Here is a 21,778-nt window from a genome sequence, read left to right as displayed (position 1 = left end):
TCCCGCTCACAGCAGCACCCGCCGCGCCGGCTCCTCCCAGCGGCGGCGCTGGCTAAGATGGCGGCTCGCCGCGATCTCGCGTTGAAACAACCAGGCATAGCAACGGAACAGATGATGCATGACGCACTCCTCGCATGGGATGGCAGATGGGTGATGCGTGCTAGGATAGTCGCCTGATTGTTCCGAAATAAATCCGCAAAATCGGATTGATTGTCCTGATATGAAAACAATGCCGTCGCCGGACAACTTGCTGGCCTTCGATGCGCTGGCGCGCGCCGGCAGCTTCACCGCCGCCGCGGATCTGCTGGATTGCCACAAGAGCCTGGTCAGCGCGCGGGTCAAGGAGCTGGAGCGGGAGATGGGCGCGGCGCTGGTGCTGCGCACCACGCGCAGGGTGGCGCTGACCGAGGCCGGCGAGCGGCTGCGCCCCCACGCCGCCAGACTGCGCGAGACGCTGTCCCAGGCGCGGATGGCGGTGGACGAAACGCAAAGCGACATCGAAGGCCCGCTGACGGTCAGCACCACCTCGTCGCTGGCCCAGCACGTGCTGGGGCCGGCGCTGAGCGAGCTCGCCGCCTTGCATCCCGGCCTGCAGCTGTCGCTGGAAGTGAACAACCGGCTGCAGGACCCGGTGGCCGACGTGCTGGACTTCTGCCTGCGCTCGGCCCGCTCCCACACCGTGCATGACGACAGGCTGGTGGCGCGGCTGGCCGGCTACGCCAGCGAGAACCTGTACGCGTCTCCGGCCTATCTGGCCCGCCACCCGGCCATCCGCCAGCCCGCCGACCTGGCCGCGCATCGGCTGCTGGTGATGGAATCGGAGCAACGCGGCGGACTCAAGCTCGCGCGCGGCGAACAGCTGCTGTCCCAGCCGGTCGGCGCGCTGTTCTATCTGAACGACTACCCGCTGCGGACCCACCTGGCGCTGGCCGGGCACGGCATCACGATGCTGGCCGATTACGCGGTGCAAAGCCATCTGCGCGACGGCGAGCTGGCGCGGGTGCTGCCGGAATGGCATTGCGACTACTGGCCGATCTATCTGGTCCACCCCTTCCGCGCGCCGCTGACGCGCAAGTACCAGACCTTCATCGATTTCGTGCTGCCGCGCGTCGCCGCCGCGCTGCCGGAAAACCAAATGGATCAGACTGGCCGCGCCAACAGCACCCGGTAAAACTCGACAAAGGCGCGCGCCGCCGCCGGCGCGTGGCGGCCGGGCGGGAACACCGCGTAGACGCCGCCCTTGGGCAAGGTCCATTGCGGCAGCAGGTGGATCAGCCGTCCCTGGCGCAGATCCTCCTGCACGCTGAACGAATCCAGCACCGACATCCCCGCCCCGGCCAGCAGCAGCGAGCGCAGCGAGGCGGCGGAATCCACCTTGATCCGCGCGCGCATCCTCACCGTCTCCTCCGCGCCGCCCGCGCCGGCGAAGCGCCAGGTCAGCGGCGTCTTCAGCAGCGTCAGCGCCACCCAGTCGTGCCCGGCCAGCTCGCCGGGATGCGCCGGCATGCCGCGCTCGCGCAGGTAAGCCGGCGACGCCACCAGTTGCTGGGCGAACTCTCCCAGCTTCAGCGCCCTGAGCGAGGAGTCGCGCAGCGTGCCCAGGCGTATCGCCAAGTCCATGCCTTCCGCCACCAGGTCCACCATGCGGTCGATCGCGTGCAGCTCCAGTTGCAGGCCGGGATGCCGGCGGATGAACTGGGTGGCCGCCGGCGCCACCGATTCCGCCATATGGCTGACCGGCGCGGTCAGGCGCAGCGTGCCGGACAGCTCCGCCGCGCCGTGGCCGGCCTGCAGCAGCGCGTCGCGCAGGGCCGCCAGCGCCGGCTGCGCGTCCAGGTACAAGGCCTGGCCGGCCTCGGTCAGCTTCACCCGCCTCGTGGTGCGGGTGAACAGCGTCGCGCCCAGCTGCGCCTCCAGCCGGCCCACCTGCAGGCTGACGTTGGCCTTGGTCATCCCCAGCCGCTCCGCGGCGGCGGTGAAGCCGCCGGCTTCCGCCACCGCCACGAAGATCTGCAGCCCTTCCAGATTGTTCTCTACGCCCCGCGCCATATCAACTGTCAATTTTTCAATAACAATCAATTATGGTTGCAGCCGTTTATCGAATCAATTCAAAAGCGCATCATGCACTCCATCAGCGCTGCGACGCGGCGCCTCAATCCGATATCAAACCAGGAGTCTCACCATGAAAATCGCACTGATCGGCGCCAGCGGCTATGTCGGTTCCGCCCTGTTGAAAGAAGCCCTGTCCCGCGGCCACCACGTCACCGCGCTGGTTTCCCGTCCGGAGCGCATCGCAGCCCAAGCCAATCTGGCCGCCGCCAAGGTGGACGTGCAGGACAGCGCCCAGCTGGCCGAACAGCTGAAGGGCTTCGACGCCGTGCTCAGCGCCTTCAGCGGCCACGCCCAGGCCGAGCAGTTCGACTACTTCGTGAAGGGCATCCGCTCCATCATCGCCGCGGCCAAGGCCGCCCAGGCCCCGCGCCTGTTGGTGGTCGGCGGCGCCGGCAGCCTGGAAGTGGCCCCCGGCGTGCAACTGGTGGACACCCCGGAATTCCCGGAACAATGGAAGGCCTCGGCGCTGGGCGCCCGCGAAGCGCTGAACCTGCTGCGCGCCGAAACCGAGCTGAACTGGACGCTGCTGAGCCCGTCGGCGATGCTGCAGCCGGGCCAGCGCACCGGCCAGTTCCGCCTGGGCAAGGACCAGTTGCTGGTCGACGCCGAAGGCAACAGCCACATCTCGGTGGAAGACTACGCCGTCGCCATGATCGACGAACTGGAAAAAGGCGAACACCAGCGCAGCCGCTTCACTGTCGGCTACTGATCATCCGCCGGCAAAACAAAACCGCTCCCTTCGGAGCGGTTTTTCTTTGCCCAAGCGGGGCGCTTACAGCTTGAAGCGCGACACCAGCCCCTCCAGCGACTGCGACAAGCGCTCCAGGTCCGCCACCACCTGGCCGGCGCGCCCGATCTCGGCGTCCGACTGCAGCGCCTGCGACGACATCTGCTCGGCGGTGCGCGCCATGTCCTCGGTGGCCTTGGACTGCTCGCTGGCGGCGTCGCGGATCTCGGCCGCCTGGCGCACCACCAGCTGCATGCTGGACTGGATCTCGGAAATCTGGCGCTGCGCCTCCTCGGCCAGCTCCACGCCGCCCTGCACCGCGCCGTAGGTCTTCGCCACGCGCTCGCGCGCCTGGCCCGAGCCCTGCTGCATGCCGCCGACCATGTCGTCGATCTCCACCGTGGCCTGGCTGGTGCGCTCGGCCAGCTTCCTCACCTCGTCCGCCACCACGGCGAAGCCGCGGCCCTGCTCGCCGGCGCGGGCGGCCTCGATCGCCGCGTTCAATGCCAGCAGATTGGTCTGGTCGGCGATGTCCTTGATCACCCCGGCGATGCTGCCCACCTGGGCCGAGCGGCGCTCCAGCTCCTCCATCACCGTCTTCACCTCGTCCATAGACTCGGCGACCGAGCCGATCTCCACGCTGACCCGTCCCACCGCTTCCGCGCTTTGCGACGACAGCGCGCCGGCCTGCTGCACCGCCTCGGCGGTGCCGTGGCAATTGCCGGCGATGTGGCTGACGCTGACCGACAGCTGCTCGATGGTGGCGGCCGTGGTTTCGCTGAGATCGGCGTTGTGGCGCGAACCGGCGGACAGGCGCTCGGTCATCCGCGCCAGCTCGCCGGCGCTGCGGTGCAGCTGGCCGCTCTGCTCGCGCACCTGCTGGAACATGCCGCGCAGCTGCTCCATGAACTGGTTGAACGCCGCCGCCACCTGGCCGGTTTCGTCGCGGCTGTCAGCCGGCAAACGCATGGTCAGGTCGCCGTGGCCGGAACTGAGCGCGCGCATCGCGTCGCGCAGCTGCACCAGCGGCCGGCTGATGAAGCCGGACACCCGCCAGATCACCAGCAGCGACAGCAGCAGCACCACCGCGTCCACCGCCGCCACCCACCAGATGGTGCGCGTCACCGCGCCGTACACCTCGTTGGCGTCCATTTCCACCACCACGAACCAGTCGGCGTTGGGCATATAGCTGGAGGCGGCGATGGTCGGGCCGTTGGGGCCGTCGAAATGCGCCAGGTTGAAGCCGGATTTGTTCAGCAGCTGCGGCGCGATCGCCGACAGGCCGGGCAGGTCGGCCAGCAGGGTTTTCTTCTGCATCGCCGCCGGATCGCGGTGCAGCCGCACCTGGCCGGAAGCATCCACCACGTAGACCTGGCCGCGCTCGCCCACCGCCATCTTGCGCACGCGCTCGGCCATCTGGGTGACGTCGAAGCCCAGCGCCGCCACCGCGCGGTGGCCGGCCTGGCCCTTGTTGGCCAGCACGTTGACGAACATCATCACCTGCTGCTTGCCGGTTTCCGAGCCCAGCGTGAACTGGCTGTCGCGGCCGGAGGCCAGGAAGTCGGCCAGCCACTTGTCGTTGCCCTTGGGGTCGGCCTTGACCGTGCCGTGGTCGATGTAGATGTTGAGCGTGGCCTCGGAGGTCCAGGAGATGATGGACGCGCCGGAGGTCTGCATCAGCGCCTTGGCGTAGCGCTGCCAGGGACCGACACCCGACTCCGGCTCGCCGGCGGCGGTCCAGTCCAACAGATAGGTGTTGGCGGCCAGCTGGCGGGTCTGGCTCAGCGGCAGCGCGATGGAGGCGTCCAGCTCGTTGCGTATGCCCTCCACCGTCGCCTTCAATTCATGCTGTTCCAGGCGCTCGGTCAGCGCCGACTGGAACATGCGGGTGGACACCGTGCCGGCGATGGCCAGCGCGATGAGCAGGATCAGCGCGACGCTGACCAGGATTTTCTGTTTGACCGACCAGTTCTTGAACATGCTTGCTGGCTTTCCAGGAAGAGACGAAAAATGTCCGGCACCGCCGGACCCGACATCCGCGCATGCTGCGCCCGCCGGATTGCGGCGGTGCTGAGCCGGATCAAGCGCCGTCTCTATCTGAAAAGCATACCGCCGCAATGGCGGCGGCAATTGTAACAAGGCCTTATGTTTTCGCCATGAAGAATATTTTCAACCATATCTCTTCATGTGGAGTAATTGCCACAGCTCAGCCGGCCGCTCTGCGAGATGGCTCGCTGTCGTGCAGGAAGCGGGTGTAGATATCGCGCGGCGGCTGCAAGCCGCACTCGGCCAGAATGCGCCCCACCGCGCCGCGGTGGTAGCCGCCGTGGGTGATCACCTGCATCAGCATCTCGGCGCGGCTCATCCGGCCATGGCCGCCATCGGTGAAGGTGAAGTCGAGGTCTTCGGCCAGCTCGGCCTCGCTCAGGCCGCTGGCATAGCCGATGTACCAGGCGTCGGTTTCGCGCACCGCCGCCAGCAGCTCGGCCGCTTCCGGCGTGCCCGGCGTATTGGTGCCGGCGTAGCCGTGCGGCCGGCCGGTCAGGTTGCCGGCGAAAATGCGGTCCACCACGTGGATGTGATTGAGGATGCGGATGGCGAGATGGCGCTTGTCCGGATGGGCGTCGCCGTCCAGCGCGGCGGCCAGCGCATGCAGCTCCTCGTCGGCCCAGGCCTTGTAGCGGAACAGGGAAGGAAACAGATCGGGGAGACTCATCTTGCGGCCTTTCGCGCCGGACAGCGCCGGGTGGGACAAGTCTCCCATTGTCTCACAGCGGACTTTCCGATGTCATTGCGCGCCGTAAGCCGCGAGAAACACCCTGACCGCCTCCGCCACCCTGCCCGGCCGCTCCGACGCCGGCGCCAGCTCGTCGATCAGGCCGGTCATCATCGCCGCCTGGCATTCCGACTGCAGCAGGCCGTGGAAATGCATGGCGGCGGTCCACGGCGACGCCTGGCGCAGCCGCCCCGCCTCCATCTCGGCCGCCATGAAATTCGCCAGCCTGGTCCAGCCCGTCTTCGGGCCGTTCTCGTAAAACAGCTTGCCCACCTCGCTGCGGCTGCCGCTGCCCATCACGATCGCGTGCAGCGCGCGCAGCTGGGGGCTGAACAGGCTGTCGAGGAAGGCCACGCCGAAAGCGCGCAGCATTTCCTCCAGGTCGCCGCCCGGCTGCAGCTTGACGTAAGCAGACGACAACTCCGTCGTCAGCGAGCGCATCACGTCCAGGAACAAGGCTTCCTTGGATGGGAAGTAGTTGTACAGCGTGGCCTTGGAGCCGCCGGCCCGGGCCGATATCTCGGACATCGACGCCGCCTCGTAGCCGCGTTCGACGAAGACTTCGGTCGCTGCCGCCACCAAGCCCTGGCGCTTGTTTTCGCTTTTTGTGCGCATATCCATCCTTAAAACTGAACCGTACGGTTCAATTTTTCTTGACAAGAAATCTCGCTCCGCCATATAACTATACCGTACCGTACAGTTAAATCAAAACACTCCCGGACAGAGACGATGAGAACCGCATATTTTCGCTGGCGGCCGCTGCCAGCAGCCGGCCTCTCCGCAGCGCTGACGCTGCTGGGAGGCTGCGCGATGACGCCGGACATGGGGCCGGCGCCGCAGATCAAACCGCTGCAACAATACCAGAATACGCAAAGCCTGCCCGCCTCGGACGGCGTCTGGGCCAATGAACAATGGTGGAAAAAATACGGCGACGCGCAACTGAACGCGCTGATGGACGAGGCGCTGAGCCAGGCGCCCGACCTCGCCGCCGCCCGCGCCCGCGTCGAGCGCGCCGAAGGCCTGGCGCAGCAAGCCGGCGCCGCGCGGCTGCCCGGCGCGGACCTGAACGCCGCGATCGACCGCGACAAGCAGAGCTACAACAACGGCATGCCGGCGCCGGCTGGCTTCAACACCAGCGGCCGCGCCACGCTGGACTTCAGTTACGAACTGGACTTCTGGGGCAAGAACCGCGCCTCGCTGGCCGCCGCGACCTCCGACCTGACCGCCGCCCGCGCCGACGCGGCCCAGGCCAGGCTGATGCTGACCGCCTCGCTGGCCGCCGGCTATGCCGAGCTGGCGCGGCTGTTTTCCGAGCGCGACGCCGCCGCCCAGGCGCTGGAGGTGCGCGCGCACACCGCCAAGCTGATGCTGCAGCGTTGGCAGCAAGGCATGGACACCCGCGGCGTGCTGCGCCAGGCGGAGTCGCGCGAGGCCGCCGCCCGCGCCGACCTGGCCGCCGCCGACGAGAGCATCGCCTTGCAACGCCACAGCCTGGCGGCGCTGATCGGCGCCGGACCAGACCGCGGCCTGGCCATCGCCCGTCCGGCCGCCGGCTTGTTTCGCGAACAGCGGCTCCCGGCCACGCTGGCAGCCGAATTGCTGGGCCGCCGACCGGATCTCGCCGCCGCCCGGCTCCGCGCCGAAGCCGCGGCCAAGCGCATCGACGTCGCCCAGGCCCAGTTTTACCCCAACGTCAACCTCACCGCCTTCGTCGGCGCCCAGTCGCTGGGGTTGGGGCTGTTCGACAAGGCCGGTTCCGGCATAGCCGGCGTCGGCCCGGCGATCCATCTGCCGATATTCCGCGGCGGCCAGTTGCAAGGCCAGTACCGCGCCGCGCGCGGCGACTACGACGCCGCCGTCGCCAGCTACGACGCCACGCTGAGCCAGGCGCTGCGCGAAGTGGCCGACGCCGTCTCCAGCCAGGCCGCGCTGACGCCGCAACTGCAACAGCGCCAGCAGGCGCTGACGGCCGCCGACGAGGCCTACCGCGTCAGCCGGAACCGCTTCGACGGCGGTCTCGCCAATTACCTGGACGTGCTGACCGCCGAAGACAGCGTGATCGCCGCCCGCCGCGGCCTGGCCAGTCTGCAGGCCCGCCGCTTCTCGCTGGATGTGGCGCTTGTCAAGGCGCTGGGCGGCGGCTACCAGGCAGCCGAACCCGCCCGCTGAGGCCGCCGGCAAACCCATACCAGGACAATCCATCATGAGCGAAAACGCACAAGCCCTGCCGGCCGCCGCGGCGCCCGCCGCCGCCGGCCGTCCCCTGCAACGCAAGAAGCTGTTCACGCTGCTGTTCGGCGCCGTCGCCGCCGCGGCCGTCGCCTACGGCGGCTACTGGACGCTGATCGCCTCCCATCGCGTCAGCACCGACAACGCCTATGTCGCCGCCGAGATCGCCCAGGTCACGCCCGAGGTGGCCGGCACCGTCAAGGAAGTGAAGGTGGTCGACACCCAGCCGGTGAAGGCCGGCGAGGTGCTGGTGGTGCTGAACGACAGCGACGCCAGGCTGGCGCTGGCCCAGGCCGAGGCCGACCTCGCCCGCGCCGAGCGCCGGGTGAAGGGCTACTTCGCCAACGACGAGGGCCTGTCGGCCCAAGCCCAGGCGCGCAGCGCCGACCAGGCCCGCTCCGCCGCGCAGCTGGGATCGGCCCGCGCCGACCTGGCGCGCGCCAGGCTCGACCTGCAGCGCCGCCAAGCGCTGGCAAAGAGCGGCTCGGTGTCCGGCGAGGAGCTGAGCAACGCGCAGAACGCCTACTCCACCGCGCAGGCCAGCCTGAAGGCCGCCGAGGCCGCCAGCCGCCAGAGCGAGGCCAACTACCGCGCCGCCGTCGGCAGCCTGAAGGCCAACCAGACGCTGACCGCAAACACCACGGTGGACGACAACCCCGAAGTGACGCTGGCGCGCGCCAAGCGCGACCAGGCCAGGCTGGACCTGGAACGCACGGTGATCCGCGCCCAGGTGGACGGCGTGGTGGCCAAGCGCCAGGCCCAGGTGGGCCAGCGCGTGCAGTCCGGCACGCCGCTGATGTCGGTGGTGCCGCTGCAGAACGCCCACGTCGACGCCAACTTCAAGGAAGTGCAGTTGAACAAGGTACGCGTCGGCCAGCCGGTGGAGCTGACCGCCGACCTCTACGGCAACAAGGTGGTGTACCACGGCAAGGTGGCCGGCCTGTCCGGCGGCTCTGGTTCGGCCTTCGCGATGATTCCGGCGCAGAACGCCACCGGCAACTGGATCAAGGTGGTGCAGCGGCTGCCGGTGCGCATCGCGCTGGACCAGGCGGAGCTGAAAGCCCATCCGCTGCAGGTGGGGCTGTCGATGGAAGCCACGATAGACGTCAGCGAGTGAGGCCATCATGTCTAGCGCGAATCCGGCGGCCGGCGAAATCCAGCGGCCGCTGAGCGGCAATATGCTGTGGCTGGCGGCGCTGGTGCTGGCCGCCGCCAACTTCATGGTGGTGCTGGACACCACCATCGCCAACGTGTCGGTGCCCAATATCGCCGGCGGGCTGGCGGTATCGTCCAGCCAGGGCACTTATGTCATCACCTCCTACGCGGTGGCCGAGGCCATCATCGTGCCGCTGACCGGCTGGCTGGCGGCGCGCTTCGGCACCGTGCGGCTGTTCGTCGGCTCGATGCTGCTGTTCGGCCTGTTCTCCATGCTGTGCGGCCTGGCCGGCTCGCTGGAGACGCTGGTGCTGTTCCGCGTGCTGCAGGGCCTGGCCGGCGGCCCGCTGATGCCGATGTCGCAGACGCTGCTGCTGCAGATCTTCCCCAGGCAGAAGGCCGGCGCGGCGATAGGGCTGTGGAGCATGACCACGCTGGTGGCGCCCATCATGGGCCCCATCCTGGGCGGCACGCTGTGCGACCAGGCCAGCTGGCCGTGGATTTTCTACATCAACGTGCCCATCGCGCTGGGTTGCGGCTTGCTCGGCTGGAGGCTGCTCAAGCGCTACCAGAGCCAAACCGCCAAACTGCGGATAGACGCGGCGGGCCTGGCGCTGCTGGTGCTGTGGGTGGGCGCGCTGCAGCTGATGCTGGACAAGGGCAAGGAGCTGGATTGGTTCGGTTCGCCCCTCATCGTCGGCCTGGCCATCGCCGCGGTGATCGGCTTCGCCGCCTTCCTGATCTGGGAGCTGACCGAGGCGCAGCCCATCGTCGATCTCAGAGTGTTCCGCCACCGCGGCTTCTGGGCCAGCGTGCTGACCATCTCGCTGGCGTTCGGATCGTTCTTCGGCGCCACCGTGCTGACGCCGCAATGGCTGCAGGCCTATATGGGCTACACCGCCACCCAGGCCGGCTACGCCACTGCGATGAGCGGCGTGCTGGCGGTGATGGCGGCGCCGATCGCCGCCCAGCTGTCCTCGCGGCTGGACCCGCGCAAGCTGGTGTTCTGCGGCGTGATGTGGCTGGGCTGCGTCACGCTGTACCGCAGCTTCTCCACCACCGACATGGGCTTCTGGCAGGTGGCGCTGCCGCTGCTGTTCCAGGGCTTGGGCATGCCCTTCTTCTTCGTGCCGCTGACCGGGCTGGCGCTGGCTAGCGTGGAGCCGGCGGAAGTGGCCTCGGCCGCCGGCCTGATGAGCTTCATGCGCACCTTGTCCGGCGCCTTCGCCACATCCTTGGTCACCACCGCCTGGGACGACAAGGCCAGCTACAACCACGCCGAGCTGGCCGGCATGGTGGACGGCGGCGGCGACGCGCTGCGCGCGCTGAGCGCGGGCGGCCTGTCCGACGGCGCGGCCTGGGGCGTGATCGAACAAACGCTGCAGGCGCAGAGCGTCATGCTGTCCACCAACCAGATCTTCTGGCTGGCCGGCCTGTCTTTCGTCGTCGCCGCCTGCGCCATCTGGCTGGCGCCCCGTCCCAGCCGCGTCGCCGACACCAGCCAGGCCCACTGAGTTTCTCGACCCGCGTTTCACCACTTGCCCCGCGCCCTTGTGGCCGGGGCTTTTTTTGCCCTGTCTCGATGGCCAGTCCTTACCTGCGGCCACCATTCGGTAACAGACTTCTACATATACTGCGTGCTATCAATATGCCTTCAAAATAATCAGCCCGGCCCGGCCGGCGGCGCCTCCGCTTTCCATTCAATCTCAACGCAGACAGGAAATCTTCAGCCATGAAGCACTCGATCAATCGGCTGGCGCTCGCCATCGCCGCCGCGCTTGCCAGCCAGGCCGCCGCCACCGCGCCGCTCCAGCCCATCCGCAACCACGCCTTCGCCCAATCCTGCCAGGCGCTGTGGGGCAAGGAAACCGCGCGCAGCCGCTGGGTGAAGGACGACGGCCAGGGCGGCCTCGCCTACGCGCCGCTGAACGGCAACGGCGACCACATCATGGACTTCTCCAGCGCCGGCTATATGGGCGGCGGCGTCGCGCTGCCGACGGCGCCGGTGAAGGCGACGGTCAAGCCCAGCGGCAAGGCGGCAGACGACCTCGCCAACATCCAGGCCGCCATCGCCAAGGTGGCGGCGCTGCCGGCGGTGAACGGCGTACGCGGCGCGGTGCTGCTCGCGCCCGGCGTCTTCCTGCTCGAAGCGCCGATCCAGCTGGCCAGCGACGGCGTGGTGCTGCGCGGCAGCGGGTCCGGCGCCGGCGGCACCGTGCTGAAGGCGCAAGGCGCCGGCCACGCGATGCTGAGCCTGGGCGGCGCCGGCGCCAGCCTGACGCCGATCGGATCCGCCGCCGCCATCGCCGACGGCTATCTGCCGTCCGGCGGCAGCGTCATCCATGTTTCCAACCCGTCCGGCTTCAAGCCCGGCGACGCGGTGATGATCCGCCGCCGCGCCAGCGCCGAGTGGATTCATGTGATGGACATGGACCAGCTGGTCCGCGACGGCAAACCGCAAACCTGGATCAACGCCGGCAACAACAACGAAATTTGGCTGCGCACCGTCGCCGCGGTCAGCGGCAACCAACTGACGCTGGACATCCCGCTGTCCGATTCCTTCGACAGCGGCTATCTGGGGACGAATGGCGGCAGCGTGCAGAAATACGCGGCCAGCGGCATCGCCAGCCAGATCGGCGCCGAGCGCCTGGCGCTGGAAGGCCTGCCCAACGGCAGCGGCGCCGACTACGGCGTGGCCAACCTGGACAATCTGAGCGACGGCTGGCTCAACGACATCCAGGCGCACAACTTCACCAACGGCGTGGTGGTCGGCAAGCAAGGCCGGCGGCTGACGCTGGAACAAGTGGCGCTCAGCCACGACCACAACCATGTCGACTGCTCCGGCGCCAAGGCATTCGAGTTCAGCATCGCCGGCAGCCAGGTGCTGGTGGACCGCAGTTCGTCCATCGGCGGCAAGAAGTCGTTCTACTACGCCACCCAGGCCCAGGCCGGCGGGCCCAACGTACTGCTGAACTTCACCGGCCGCGCCGAAGCCTGCGGCAATATCGAGCCGCACCAGCGCTGGGCCACCGGCCTGCTGGTGGACAACGCCGACATCAGCGGCGCCATCGCGCTGGGCAACCGCGGCGCCGACGGCAGCGGCCACGGCTGGAGCATCGGTTGGGGCGTGGCGTGGAATGCCAAGGCGGATCAACTGGCCATCGCCGCGCCGCCGGGCGCGACCAACTGGGCGATAGGCAGCAGCGGCGCGCTGACGCCCGATGTGCCGGACGCGCAAGGCGTGCCGGTGCCGCCCAAACTGGGAAGCGTCGACTCGGCCAACGTCCGCGTCGGCCCGGACAGCCTGTACCTGATGCAGCTGTGCCAGCGGCTGGGCCCGCAGGCGGTGAAGAACATCGGCTATTGATGGACAGCTGAAACGAAAAGAGGCCCGCAGGGCCTCTTTGGCGATGCGGACGCGCCTTTGCTCAATACAATTCTTCGTTTTCCCACATCGCCCTCAGGCGTTCCGGCCAAAACAGCTTGGGCAGCTGCAACACCGCCTGGGTGGACGGGTGCGTCAGTATCGGATACCAACGCCCGGTGATGCGCTCATTCGGCGCATAGCGGCGGAAAAACATCGCGGTGGACGCCATCACGGCGCTCTCCGACCATTCCGACGGCAATTGCATGCCCAGGCAGCGATCCATTTCATCGGTCACAAACTGCGCCAGCCTCGCCCTCGACTCATCCTCGGGTTCGGTATGCTTGAGCCGGTACAAGTCCTCCGCCAGTTTCGCCAAGGCTTGCGGCTTATCATCAAATTCGGGATCCGCGGAGTGCAGCAGCAGAAGCGGGTGATCGTAACCGCCGACCTCGAACAGCAGGCGGTTGGCCTGCACCAGCGCCGCCCAGCGCACGCTGCCGTGGTTGAACAGCAGCGTCTGTTGCTTGTAGATCTCGTTCAAGCCGTCGTCAGGGCCGATGAAAGTCGGCGGATGGGTATACAGGATGCGGCCGCAGATTGCATGCCACCATCTCGGCCGCTTGGCGAAATTCCGCCGGGTTTCCGCCAGCAGCTCGCCCATCGAGGTATCGACAAAAAAATCCGGCTTATTCATCCCGCGTCAGCACTTCCAGCAACTCGATCTCGAACACTAGGTTGGAGTTGGCCGGAATGCGGTCGCCGATCTGGCGCTCGCCGTAGGCCAGGTGCGCCGGCACCCACAGCCTGCGCTTGCCGCCCACCCTCATGCCCATCATCCCCTGGTCCCAGCCCTTGATCACGCGGCCGGTGCCGATCACGCACTGGAACGGCCGGCCCTTGTCCAGCGAGGAGTCGAACTTGCTGCCATCCTCCAGCCAGCCGGTGTAATGGCTGGTGATCAGCGCGCCGCGCACCGCCTCCTTGCCCTCGCCCACCACCAGGTCCTCGATCTTCAGTTCTTCGCTCATGCTCTTTCATCCGCAAAACGCCCGCGCGGGCAGGAAAACCCTATTGTAACCGCCCGCTCACAGCAGCGCGCACAGCGCGTAGAACGCCGCCAGGCTGGCCAGCACGCTCAGCACCATGTTGCGCACCAGGCAGGCCAGGATCACGCTGGCCAGCGCGCCCCACAGATAGGGATTATCCGGAAACGGGCGCACCGCGCCCTGGTCCAGCAGGATGATGGGGCCGCAGATCGCGGTCAGCAGGCAGGGGGCCGCGTATTGCAGCGCCTGCTCCAGCAGGGCCGGCAGCTTCACCGGCACCCTGGGCTCCAGGAAAACGTAGCGGTTGCAGAACACGATGGCTGCCAGCAGCAAGATCAATCCCCAGCTCATGCTTTCTCTCCTCCCAAACGCGCCGCCAGCACCGCGACCAGCATGCCGGCCGCGCCGGCGATGACGATGCCGCCCTCCACGCCCAGCCAAGCGAGCAGCATCGCCGCCAACAGCGAGAACAAGGCCCCGCACCGCGCGCTGCGCCGCTTCACCATCGGCACCACGATGGCGACGAAGGTGGCGATGATGGAAAAGTCCAGATGCAGCCGGCCCAGGTCCGGCACCGTGTTCGCCATCGCGATGCCGGCGATGCTGCTGAGCAGCCAGCTCAGGTAGAACATCAGTCCCGCGCCCAGCAAGTAGGCCGGGCGCTGCGCGCCTCCCCTGGCGCAGCTGAGCGCGAACAGCTCGTCGGTCAGCAAAAAGCCCAGCGGCAGGCGCAGCCGCGCCGGCCAAGCCGATACCCGGCCGCGCATCGACAGGCCATACAGGAAATGCTGGGCGGTGATGAAGAACACCGTCAGCGCGATCGCCAGCGCGCCCGAGCCGGCCATCGCCATGCCCAGCGACACCAGCTGCGCCGCGCCGGCGAACACCAGCGCCGACATGCCCACGCCTTGCGCCGTGGTCAAGCCAGCCTGCACCGCCATCGAGCCAGCCAGCACGCCCCAGGGCAGTACCGGCAGGCACAGCGGCGCCATCTGCGCGGCCCCGGCGGCGAAGTCGCGCCCGGACCGGTTTTCCAAAACCAAAGATTGCGAATGATCCATACCTTGCCTTCTCTATTGCGTTCGCGGCCGGTCCGGTCTGCACCGGCCGTCGCGAACCAGATTAGGCAAAGGGCGGAGGAAGCGTCTTGAACGAAATTGCGCGGCTCAGCGGCGCGGCAGCCGCTGCGCGAACTGGCCGGGCGTGATGCCCAGCGCGCGCTTGAAATGGCGGTGGAAATGGCTCTGGTCGGAAAAGCCGCAGGCGCTGGCGGCCTCCGGTATCGGACAGCCGGCCAACAACAGCTGGCGCGCCTTGCGCAGCCGCGCCTGCACCAGGTAGGCGTGCGGCGGCACGCCGACGCGCTGCCTGAAACGCCGCAGGAAATGCCAGGGGCTGAGTTCGGCCAGCGCCGCCAGCTCGGCCAGCGAAACATCGCGCTCGGGAAAGCTGTCCATATAGTCCTTGGCGCGCAGGATGAGACGGTCGGCCTCGGCCGGCAAAGCCGGCTCGAAGCGGCTCCGGCCGTGGCGCGCCATCAGCCAGGCCAGCGACGACAGCAGCAGCGTCTCCTTGAGCAGCGCGTTGCCGTCCTCGGCCAGCAGGGTGAAGGCCAGCCGCAGCTGCTCGGCCAGGCCGGGATCGTGGATCATCGCCTCGGGAAACCACGGCACCGAGCCCTGCGGCCGGACCAGGTCGCGCGACAGCGATCGCAGCATGTCCGGCGACGGATAGATGGCGCGGTAGGACCAGCCGCTGGCGACGCCGGCCGAGCCGGCGTGCACCTCGTCGGCGTTGACCAGGAAGATGTCGCCCTTGGGCACCAGGCGGTCGCGGCCATTGAACTGGATGCGCTGCACGCCCTCCTCGATCACGCCTACGCAGAAGTTCTCATGCGCATGGCGGGAAAACCGGTGTCTATGGTATTTCGCGTCCAGCATCTCCAGGCCGTCGAACGCTTCCAGGTGATAGAAGCTGGCCTGCTCGCTCGTCTGTTCCTTCATGCCCCGCCGTTCCCGCGCGTCTTGTACGAAATTGCCGCGCGGGAACCCTCCAGCGCGCCGCGCGCGTCTTCAGTGTAGCGCGGCGGCGCGCCGGTCGGCCATCAGGCGTCCCAGGCCGGCGCGAAGTCCGGATCGGCGATGCGGCCGCCGTCTTCCAGCGCGGCGATGCGCGCCATGTCGTCCGCGTCCAGCCGCAGCTTCAGCGCGTCCAGGTTGGCCGCCAGATTGGCGCGCTTGGTCGAGGACGGAATCACCGCGATGTCCTGCTGCAGCTGCCAGGCCAAGGCCACCTGCGCCGCCGTGGCGCCGTGTTTCTGGCCGATGGCCTGCAGCGTCGGATCGCCCACCGCCCGGCCATAGGCCAGCGGCATGTAGCCGGTCAGGGCGATGCCGTGCTCGCGGCAGAAGGCGCGGACCTTGAGGTTCTGCAGATAGGGATGCACTTCCAACTGATGGGTGCCGATCGCGTCGGCGCCGACGACGTCCATCGCCTGCCTCAGGTGGGCGATGGTGAAGTTGGACACGCCGATCTCGCGGGTCAGGCCCAGATGCTTGGCTTCGGCCAGCTGGTTCATGTACACCGCTACCGGCACTTCGTCATTGGGCGACGGCCAGTGGATCAGCGTCATGTCCACGCTGTCCAAGCCCAGCTTGTCCAGGCTTTCGCGCAGGCTGGGGATCAGCTTGCCCTGGGCGAACTGGTCGATCCAGATCTTGGTGGTCACGTACAGCTCGTCGCGCGGCACGCCGCTCTTGGCGATGGCGCGGCCGACATCGGCCTCGTTGCGGTAGATCTGCGCGGTGTCGATGTGGCGGTAGCCCAGCTCCAGGCCCATAGACACCGATTCCTCGGCTTGTTGATCCTTCAGGCGGAAGGTGCCCACGCCCAGTTTCGGCATTTTCATCATGTGTTTCCTTATCGAGTTGAGGCCGGACGGCGCGCGCCCGGCGAGAGAATCAGATGCGGTCGGCGGAGACCGTCATGCCCGAGGCATGGGCGGCATCCAGCCTACCCGACCAGGCCGTCAACAGCCAGGCCCCGAGCACGATGGCTGCGCCCACCCACGGCGTGGCCATCAAGCCCAGGCTGGCCACCACGTGGCCGCCCAGCCAGGCGCCGCCGGCGATGCCGACGTTGAAGGCGGCGATGTTGAGTCCGGAGGCCACGTCCACCGCCTGCGGCACCCGCGCCCTGGCCAGCTGCACCACGTAGAGCTGCAGGCCGGCCACGTTGCCGAAGGCCACCGCGCCCCAGGCCAGCACCGTCAGCGCCACCAGCCATTTGGATACGGCGGTGAAGCTCAAGGCCAGCAATACCAGCGACAGGCCCGCGAAGATGATCTTCAGCGCGGCCACCGGCCCCCTGCGGTCGGCCAGCCGGCCGCCCCAGATATTGCCGACGGCGACCGACGCGCCGTACAGCAGCATGATCAGCGCCACCGCGCCCGGCGCGAAGCCCGTCACGTTCTCCAGCATCGGCGCGAGGAAGGTGAAGGCGGTGAAGGAGCCGCCGTAGCCCAGCGCCGTCATCGCGTACACCAGCAGCAGCCGCGGCTGGGCCAGCACCGCCAGCTGGCTGGACAGCGAGGCCGGCGCCGGCTTGGGCAGCTTGGACGGCACCAGGATCAGGCTGCCGACAAAGGCCAGCGCGCCCAGCGCCGCGACGGCGAGAAAGGTGGCCTGCCAGCCGAAATGCTGGCCAATGAAAGTGCCGAGCGGCACGCCGGTCACCAGCGCCACCGTCAGGCCGGAGAACATCAGCGCGATCGCACTGGCGCCTTTCTCCTTCGGCACCAGGCCGGCGGCCAGCGTGGAACCGATCGAGAAGAACACGCCGTGCGCCAGGCCGGTCAGCACGCGGGCGGCGATCAGCGCCTGGTAGCCGGGCGCCTGCCAGGCCACCAGGTTGCCGGCGGTGAACAGCGCCATCAGGCCGAGCAGCAGCAGCTTGCGCGGCAGGCGGCCGGTCAGCGCGGTCAGCAGCGGCGCGCCGACAGCGACGCCCAGCGCGTACAGGCTGACCAGGAGGCCCGCCGACGGCAGCGGCACCGCGAGGCTGGCGGAGAGGGAGGGGATCAGGCCGACGATGACGAATTCCGTGGTGCCGATGGCGAAGGCGCTGAGCGTCAGCGCCCATAGTGCGAGGGGCATGATTGCCTCCATTGAGAAATCAGGACGCCGATTGTCCGCGCTTGCCGCGCCCGGAAAAATGGGCTGTACTGACAAGGTCTTTTGCGAAAAAATTGATAATGCTAAGCACGGAAAGCCTGATTGCCTTCACCACGATCATGGATTGCGGCTCCTTCACCGCCGCCGCCGACAAGCTGGGCGTCACCGCCTCCAATGTCAGCCGCAGCCTGGCGCAGCTGGAAAAACAGCTGGGCGTGCGGCTGCTGACCCGCACCACGCGGCGGCTGGACCTGACCGCGGAAGGCGCGTGGCTGCTGGAGCGCGCCCGCGTGATTCTGGAAAACCTGAACGATGCCGAGCAGCAGCTGCAGGCCGCCGCCGCGCGGCCGTCCGGCCTGGTGCGCGTCAACGCCGCCATCCCGGTGCTGGACCACCTGCTGGCGCCGCATCTGGCCGGCTTCCAGGCCCGCTACCCGGACATCCGGCTGGAGCTGGCCGGGGCAGAGGCGGTGGTGGACCTGATCGAGGAACGCGCGGACCTGGCGATACGCGTCGGACCGCTGGCCGACTCCACGCTGAACGCGCGGCTGCTGTGCGAAAGCCCGCTGCGCATCGTCGCCGCGCCGGATTATCTGCGCCGGCACGGCCGGCCCCGGACGGCGGCGGACCTGCAGGCGCACAGGCAGCTCGGCTTCACCAGCCCGGCCTCGCTGAATCTGTGGCCGCTGGGCGCCAACGGTTTGAAAGTGAACCCGTCGCCGGCCGCCTCCAGCGGCGCCACGCTGCGCGCGCTGGCGCTGCACGGCTGCGGCATCGCCTGCCTGGCTGACTTTCTGGTGGGGCCGGACATCGCGGCCGGGAGGCTGGAGGCAGTGCGCCTGCCGGAACAACGGGACTGGAAACAGCCGATCTGGGCTGTATTCTACAAACAGGGCCGACCGCTGCCGCGCATCGCCTGCCTGGTGGACTACCTGGCGGACGCGCTGGCTGAATGAGCTAAAACTGACTATCCGAAGCAGTCCCAAAACATTACATTGGCGGTAATGTCCCAGGAGTACGCTGCCGGCATGAAACCGTTGATCCTGTTGTTCGCCTGCGGCCTCAGCGCCGCCGCAGCCGCGGAAACGCTGACCGTGGGCATAGGCGACCAGGCCTTCCCCCCCTACAAGGTCGGCAACGACACGCTGGACCCGCGCCGGCCCGGCCTGTCGGTGGAGCTGGTGCTGGCCGCCGCGCGCAGCTGCCGGCTGAAAGCCGACATCCGCCTGCTGCCCGGCGCCCGCCTGCTGAAGGCGCTGGAAAACAACGCGGTGGACACTGCGATGATGCTTTCCTACACAGCGGACCGCGCCGCCTACGCCGTCTTCCCGCTACGGAACGGCAAGCCGGACGAGGCGCGCCGGCTGGCCACGCTCAGCTACTCGCTCTATGTGCGCCGCGACAGCGACGTGCGCTGGGACGGCAAGAAACTGTCCAATCTGCAGCGCAGCGTCGGCACCAATGCCGGCTGGTCGATCAACAAGGATCTGCAAAAGCTGGGCATCCCCGCCGAAACCGCCAACAGCGTCGAGCAGAATTTCGACAAGCTGGCCAACAAGCGCATCGACGCCTACGCGGTGCACGAGACGCTGGGGGACGCCTATCTGGCAAGCAATCCCGCGCTGCCGGTGCGCAAGCTGGCGCTGCCCATAAGCACCAAGCCCTACTTCCTGCCGGTTTCGCGCCGCTACGCCGCCAGCCATCCCCGGCAGGTGGACTGCCTGTGGAGCGCCATCGCCGCCCAGCGCGACGATCTGACGCGCCGGCGCATCCGCTTCTACCTGGACGCGGGCGGTTGAGCGGCCAGGCTTAGACCCGCCAGTCCCCGCCTATCCTGCGCTGCGCCGACGTGTCGTACGGCTGGCGCTACCGCGCGGCTTTGTCAGCGGCGCTCAGCCGCCGGACGCCGGCATCCACGGGTCGGCCAGGCGGATCACGTCGTCGCGCTCGGCGCCGGTGGAGATCAGCGACACCGGCGCGCCGGCCAGCTCGGCGATTCGCCGCACATAGGCGCGCGCGGCCTCCGGCAGCGCGTCCAGGCTGCGCGCGCCGCGGGTGCTTTCCTGCCAGCCGGGCAGCGTTTCGTACACCGGCGCCACCCGGCCGCGTTCGGCCAGCCCCGCCGGATAGTCATCCCGCAGAACGCCGTCCACCCGGTAGCCGGTGCAGATTCTGAGCTCGTCCAGGCCATCCAGCACATCCAGCTTGGTCAGCGCCAGGCTGCTCATCCCGCCCACGCGCACGCTCTGGCGCAGCAAGGCCGCGTCCAGCCAGCCGCAGCGCCGCGGCCGGCCGGTGTTGGTGCCGTACTCGCCGCCCTTCTCGCGCAAGCGCGCGCCGACGGCGTCGTCCAGCTCGGTCGGGAACGGCCCGCCGCCCACCCGCGTGGCGTAGGCCTTGCACACGCCCAGCGCGTGGCCGCGCGCGGCGCTGCCCAGGCCGGAGCCGGAAGCCGCCTGCGCCGGCCCGGTGCCGGACGAGGTGACGAAGGGATAAGTGCCGTGCTCGACGTCCAGCAGCATCGCCTGCGCGCCTTCGAACAAGATGCGCCGCCCGGCCTCATCGGCCTCGCTCAGCAGCTTCCATGCCGGGCGCAGGTAGGGCAGGATGCGGCGCGCCTGTTCCAGCAGCGCCGCCAGCATCGGCTCCAGTTCGCAAGCCGGCCGCCCCAGCGCCGCCAGCACCGCGTTGTGGTAGCGCAGCGCTTCCGCCAGCCGTTCGCGCAGGACGGCGGGATCGGCCAAGTCCGCCAGCCTGATCGCCCGCCGGCCGGCGCGGTCCTCGAACGCCGGGCCGATGCCGCGGCCAGTGGTGCCGATGGCTTGGGCGCGCGCCGCCTCCTGCGCCGCGTCCAGCGCGATGTGCGACGGCAGCAGCAGGGTGGCGTTGTCGGCGATGGCCAGCGTGTCCGGCGTGATGGCCAGCCCCTCCGCGGCGATGCGGTCAATCTCGGCCAGCAGCGCCTGCGGATCCACCACCACGCCGTTGCCGATCACGCCGAGCTTGCCGCGCAGCAGGCCGCAGGGCAGCAAGGCCAGCTTCCAGGTCTTGCCGCCCACCACCAGCGTATGGCCGGCGTTGTGGCCGCCGTTGAAGCGCACCACGCAGTCCGCCGCCTCCGCCAGCAAGTCGACGATCCTTCCCTTGCCTTCGTCGCCCCATTGCGCGCCGGTCACGATCACCTTGTTCATGCGTTTCTCCAGAAGTGAAAATTGATGCTGTTGCGACAACACCTTACGCAACTTGCCCGCAGGTCGACAAACGACTTATTCTGGCTTTTCATGTCAGGAAAACTCACACGAATGAAACGAGATCTCCCGCCGCTGAACGCCTTGCGCGCGTTCGAGGCCGCCGCCGTCCGGCAGAGCTTCAGCGAGGCCGCCGAGCTGCTGCACGTCACCCACGGCGCGGTCAGCCGGCAGATCCGCCTGCTGGAGGCGTGGCTGGGCACGCCGCTGTTCGAGCGCCATCACCGCCAGGTGCGGCTCACCGACGCCGGCCGCGGCTACCTCGCCGACGTCCGCGCCGCGCTGGAGCGGATAGAAACCGCCAGCGCCAGGCTGCGGCAGGGTCCGCTGCCGCTGCGGGTCAACGCGCCGGCCACCTTCACGCTGCGCTGGCTGATCCCCAGGCTGTCGCGCTTCCAGCTGGCGCATCCGCACGTGGAAGTGAAGCTGACCACCTCCAGCGAGCCCGTCGCCCAGCTGGCCGACAGCTTCGAGGTGGCGATACGCGGCGGCCCGCAGGCGCTGCCGGGCTTCATCGCCCATGAATTCCTGCAGGAGAGCCGGCTGCCGGTGTGCAGCCCCGGCCTGCTCGAACGCCTGCCGCTCGCCTCCCCGGCCGATCTCGTCCGCCACACCCTGCTGCACACCGCCGGCAGCCCCGAGTTCTGGCCGCAGTGGCTGGACGCCGCCGGCGTGCCGGACCTGCAGCCGGCCGCCAGCCTGACGCTGGAGCATTTCTACCTGACGCTGCAGGCGGCGCTGGACGGGCTGGGCGTGGCCTTGGGCCCCAGCCGGCTGATCGCCGACGACCTGGCCGCCGGCCGCCTGGTGCAGCCGTTCGCCGGCCCGCGGCTGGAGGACTGGCGCTATTTCGCCTACGTGCCGGAAACGCGGGACGGGCATCCCGCGGTCGCCGCATTCTGCCGTTGGCTGGCGCAGGCCGATCATGGATAATCCGACATCGCAC

General features: G+C 68.6%; 22 protein-coding genes. 10 read left to right on the top strand and 12 right to left on the bottom strand.

Features of this window, described 5'->3' with window-relative positions; translation table 11 throughout:
• Positions 1 to 220 precede the first annotated feature (220 nt).
• On the top strand, positions 221 to 1,171 hold the full coding sequence (locus tag CV_RS03475; protein WP_043595405.1) for a LysR family transcriptional regulator: 951 nt from the start codon (positions 221 to 223) through the stop codon (positions 1,169 to 1,171).
• Here CV_RS03475 and CV_RS03470 read toward each other — a convergent pair.
• Positions 1,141 to 2,049 (bottom strand): LysR family transcriptional regulator, encoded by a 909-nt coding sequence (locus tag CV_RS03470; RefSeq protein WP_043595404.1) that lies wholly within the window; start codon positions 2,047 to 2,049, stop codon positions 1,141 to 1,143. The genes CV_RS03475 and CV_RS03470 overlap by 31 nt on opposite strands.
• 133 nt (positions 2,050 to 2,182) lie before the next feature.
• On the opposite strand from CV_RS03470, the gene CV_RS03465 reads away from it, so the two are divergent.
• On the top strand, positions 2,183 to 2,821 hold the full coding sequence (locus CV_RS03465; RefSeq protein ID WP_011134269.1) for an NAD(P)-dependent oxidoreductase: 639 nt from the start codon (positions 2,183 to 2,185) through the stop codon (positions 2,819 to 2,821).
• A gap of 63 nt (positions 2,822 to 2,884) precedes the next feature.
• Here the strand turns inward: CV_RS03465 and CV_RS03460 are convergent, their stop codons facing one another.
• Complete coding sequence (locus CV_RS03460) at positions 2,885 to 4,819, bottom strand: methyl-accepting chemotaxis protein (RefSeq protein ID WP_043595402.1); 1,935 nt, start codon at positions 4,817 to 4,819, stop codon at positions 2,885 to 2,887.
• Positions 4,820 to 4,849: 30 nt separating this feature from the next.
• Here CV_RS03460 and CV_RS24205 point away from each other — a divergent pair, with 30 nt between their 5' ends.
• Positions 4,850 to 4,975 (top strand): hypothetical protein, encoded by a 126-nt coding sequence (locus CV_RS24205; protein ID WP_254894269.1) that lies wholly within the window; start codon positions 4,850 to 4,852, stop codon positions 4,973 to 4,975.
• Between the two features lie 70 nt (positions 4,976 to 5,045).
• On the opposite strand, the gene CV_RS03455 is transcribed toward CV_RS24205, so the two are convergent.
• Both CV_RS03455 and CV_RS03450 read right to left on the bottom strand, forming a co-directional pair.
• Positions 5,046 to 5,603, bottom strand: a complete 558-nt coding sequence (locus tag CV_RS03455; RefSeq protein WP_011134267.1) for a DinB family protein — start codon at positions 5,601 to 5,603, stop codon at positions 5,046 to 5,048.
• A gap of 24 nt (positions 5,604 to 5,627) precedes the next feature.
• Positions 5,628 to 6,230 carry a TetR/AcrR family transcriptional regulator gene (locus CV_RS03450; protein WP_011134266.1) on the bottom strand — a complete coding sequence of 201 codons (603 nt, stop codon included), beginning with the start codon at positions 6,228 to 6,230 and terminating at the stop codon, positions 5,628 to 5,630.
• Between the two features lie 114 nt (positions 6,231 to 6,344).
• Here CV_RS03450 and CV_RS03445 point away from each other — a divergent pair, with 114 nt between their 5' ends.
• The 4 genes from CV_RS03445 (at position 6,345) to CV_RS03430 (ending at position 12,366) form a co-directional block, all read left to right on the top strand.
• The gene (locus CV_RS03445; protein ID WP_011134265.1) at positions 6,345 to 7,784 is read left to right on the top strand and encodes an efflux transporter outer membrane subunit; all 1,440 of its coding nucleotides are present in this window, start codon (positions 6,345 to 6,347) and stop codon (positions 7,782 to 7,784) included.
• A gap of 34 nt (positions 7,785 to 7,818) precedes the next feature.
• A complete protein-coding gene (locus tag CV_RS03440) occupies positions 7,819 to 8,961 on the top strand; it encodes an HlyD family secretion protein (RefSeq protein ID WP_011134264.1) in 1,143 nt (380 codons plus the stop codon).
• 7 nt (positions 8,962 to 8,968) lie between these two features.
• Complete coding sequence (locus CV_RS03435) at positions 8,969 to 10,513, top strand: DHA2 family efflux MFS transporter permease subunit (RefSeq protein WP_011134263.1); 1,545 nt, start codon at positions 8,969 to 8,971, stop codon at positions 10,511 to 10,513.
• A 218-nt stretch (positions 10,514 to 10,731) separates the two neighbouring features.
• A complete protein-coding gene (locus tag CV_RS03430; protein ID WP_011134262.1) occupies positions 10,732 to 12,366 on the top strand; it encodes a hypothetical protein in 1,635 nt (544 codons plus the stop codon).
• A 61-nt stretch (positions 12,367 to 12,427) separates the two neighbouring features.
• On the opposite strand, the gene CV_RS03425 is transcribed toward CV_RS03430, so the two are convergent.
• From CV_RS03425 to CV_RS03395, 7 genes are all read right to left on the bottom strand, one after another.
• A complete protein-coding gene (locus tag CV_RS03425) occupies positions 12,428 to 13,060 on the bottom strand; it encodes a hypothetical protein (RefSeq protein ID WP_011134261.1) in 633 nt (210 codons plus the stop codon).
• Entirely contained in the window at positions 13,053 to 13,394 is a 342-nt protein-coding gene (locus tag CV_RS03420) for an FKBP-type peptidyl-prolyl cis-trans isomerase (protein WP_011134260.1), read from the bottom strand. Before CV_RS03420 ends, CV_RS03425 begins: the two co-directional genes overlap by 8 nt.
• Positions 13,395 to 13,451: 57 nt before the next feature.
• Positions 13,452 to 13,763, bottom strand: coding sequence for an AzlD domain-containing protein (locus tag CV_RS03415; RefSeq protein ID WP_011134259.1), 312 nt, complete (start codon positions 13,761 to 13,763; stop codon positions 13,452 to 13,454).
• Positions 13,760 to 14,473 (bottom strand): AzlC family ABC transporter permease, encoded by a 714-nt coding sequence (locus CV_RS03410; RefSeq protein WP_011134258.1) that lies wholly within the window; start codon positions 14,471 to 14,473, stop codon positions 13,760 to 13,762. The genes CV_RS03415 and CV_RS03410 overlap by 4 nt, the downstream gene beginning before the upstream one ends.
• A gap of 105 nt (positions 14,474 to 14,578) precedes the next feature.
• Positions 14,579 to 15,415, bottom strand: coding sequence for an AraC family transcriptional regulator (locus tag CV_RS03405; protein ID WP_043595398.1), 837 nt, complete (start codon positions 15,413 to 15,415; stop codon positions 14,579 to 14,581).
• 101 nt (positions 15,416 to 15,516) lie between these two features.
• Complete coding sequence (gene dkgB, locus CV_RS03400; RefSeq protein WP_043595397.1) at positions 15,517 to 16,323, bottom strand: 2,5-didehydrogluconate reductase DkgB; 807 nt, start codon at positions 16,321 to 16,323, stop codon at positions 15,517 to 15,519.
• 49 nt (positions 16,324 to 16,372) lie between these two features.
• Positions 16,373 to 17,566 (bottom strand): MFS transporter, encoded by a 1,194-nt coding sequence (locus CV_RS03395; protein ID WP_011134255.1) that lies wholly within the window; start codon positions 17,564 to 17,566, stop codon positions 16,373 to 16,375.
• 98 nt (positions 17,567 to 17,664) lie between these two features.
• Here CV_RS03395 and CV_RS03390 point away from each other — a divergent pair, with 98 nt between their 5' ends.
• A complete protein-coding gene (locus CV_RS03390; protein WP_011134254.1) occupies positions 17,665 to 18,540 on the top strand; it encodes a LysR family transcriptional regulator in 876 nt (291 codons plus the stop codon).
• A gap of 72 nt (positions 18,541 to 18,612) precedes the next feature.
• Positions 18,613 to 19,383, top strand: coding sequence for a substrate-binding periplasmic protein (locus CV_RS03385; protein WP_011134253.1), 771 nt, complete (start codon positions 18,613 to 18,615; stop codon positions 19,381 to 19,383).
• Between the two features lie 93 nt (positions 19,384 to 19,476).
• Here CV_RS03385 and CV_RS03380 read toward each other — a convergent pair whose 3' ends face one another.
• Positions 19,477 to 20,775 carry an adenylosuccinate synthase gene (locus CV_RS03380; protein WP_011134252.1) on the bottom strand — a complete coding sequence of 433 codons (1,299 nt, stop codon included), beginning with the start codon at positions 20,773 to 20,775 and terminating at the stop codon, positions 19,477 to 19,479.
• Positions 20,776 to 20,886: 111 nt separating this feature from the next.
• Between CV_RS03380 and gcvA the strand changes: the two genes are divergently transcribed.
• Positions 20,887 to 21,765, top strand: coding sequence for a transcriptional regulator GcvA (gcvA, locus tag CV_RS03375; RefSeq protein ID WP_011134251.1), 879 nt, complete (start codon positions 20,887 to 20,889; stop codon positions 21,763 to 21,765).
• The last annotated feature ends 13 nt before the right edge of the window (positions 21,766 to 21,778 follow it).

The organism is Chromobacterium violaceum ATCC 12472 (assembly GCF_000007705.1).
In the GTDB taxonomy this organism is placed as follows: domain Bacteria; phylum Pseudomonadota; class Gammaproteobacteria; order Burkholderiales; family Chromobacteriaceae; genus Chromobacterium; species Chromobacterium violaceum.
Note: the sequence above shows the minus strand (reverse complement) of the source record. Positions and strands in the feature narration are given on the sequence as shown.

Coding starts and splice junctions, on each gene's coding strand:
- CV_RS03475 (WP_043595405.1), top strand. CDS start 221: ATGAAAACAATGCCGTCGCCGGACAACTTGCTGGCCTTCGATGCGCTG.
- CV_RS03470 (WP_043595404.1), bottom strand. CDS start 2,049: ATGGCGCGGGGCGTAGAGAACAATCTGGAAGGGCTGCAGATCTTCGTG.
- CV_RS03465 (WP_011134269.1), top strand. CDS start 2,183: ATGAAAATCGCACTGATCGGCGCCAGCGGCTATGTCGGTTCCGCCCTG.
- CV_RS03460 (WP_043595402.1), bottom strand. CDS start 4,819: ATGTTCAAGAACTGGTCGGTCAAACAGAAAATCCTGGTCAGCGTCGCG.
- CV_RS24205 (WP_254894269.1), top strand. CDS start 4,850: ATGTCCGGCACCGCCGGACCCGACATCCGCGCATGCTGCGCCCGCCGG.
- CV_RS03455 (WP_011134267.1), bottom strand. CDS start 5,603: ATGGGAGACTTGTCCCACCCGGCGCTGTCCGGCGCGAAAGGCCGCAAG.
- CV_RS03450 (WP_011134266.1), bottom strand. CDS start 6,230: ATGCGCACAAAAAGCGAAAACAAGCGCCAGGGCTTGGTGGCGGCAGCG.
- CV_RS03445 (WP_011134265.1), top strand. CDS start 6,345: ATGAGAACCGCATATTTTCGCTGGCGGCCGCTGCCAGCAGCCGGCCTC.
- CV_RS03440 (WP_011134264.1), top strand. CDS start 7,819: ATGAGCGAAAACGCACAAGCCCTGCCGGCCGCCGCGGCGCCCGCCGCC.
- CV_RS03435 (WP_011134263.1), top strand. CDS start 8,969: ATGTCTAGCGCGAATCCGGCGGCCGGCGAAATCCAGCGGCCGCTGAGC.
- CV_RS03430 (WP_011134262.1), top strand. CDS start 10,732: ATGAAGCACTCGATCAATCGGCTGGCGCTCGCCATCGCCGCCGCGCTT.
- CV_RS03425 (WP_011134261.1), bottom strand. CDS start 13,060: ATGAATAAGCCGGATTTTTTTGTCGATACCTCGATGGGCGAGCTGCTG.
- CV_RS03420 (WP_011134260.1), bottom strand. CDS start 13,394: ATGAGCGAAGAACTGAAGATCGAGGACCTGGTGGTGGGCGAGGGCAAG.
- CV_RS03415 (WP_011134259.1), bottom strand. CDS start 13,763: ATGAGCTGGGGATTGATCTTGCTGCTGGCAGCCATCGTGTTCTGCAAC.
- CV_RS03410 (WP_011134258.1), bottom strand. CDS start 14,473: ATGGATCATTCGCAATCTTTGGTTTTGGAAAACCGGTCCGGGCGCGAC.
- CV_RS03405 (WP_043595398.1), bottom strand. CDS start 15,415: ATGAAGGAACAGACGAGCGAGCAGGCCAGCTTCTATCACCTGGAAGCG.
- dkgB (WP_043595397.1), bottom strand. CDS start 16,323: ATGATGAAAATGCCGAAACTGGGCGTGGGCACCTTCCGCCTGAAGGAT.
- CV_RS03395 (WP_011134255.1), bottom strand. CDS start 17,566: ATGCCCCTCGCACTATGGGCGCTGACGCTCAGCGCCTTCGCCATCGGC.
- CV_RS03390 (WP_011134254.1), top strand. CDS start 17,665: ATGCTAAGCACGGAAAGCCTGATTGCCTTCACCACGATCATGGATTGC.
- CV_RS03385 (WP_011134253.1), top strand. CDS start 18,613: ATGAAACCGTTGATCCTGTTGTTCGCCTGCGGCCTCAGCGCCGCCGCA.
- CV_RS03380 (WP_011134252.1), bottom strand. CDS start 20,775: ATGAACAAGGTGATCGTGACCGGCGCGCAATGGGGCGACGAAGGCAAG.
- gcvA (WP_011134251.1), top strand. CDS start 20,887: ATGAAACGAGATCTCCCGCCGCTGAACGCCTTGCGCGCGTTCGAGGCC.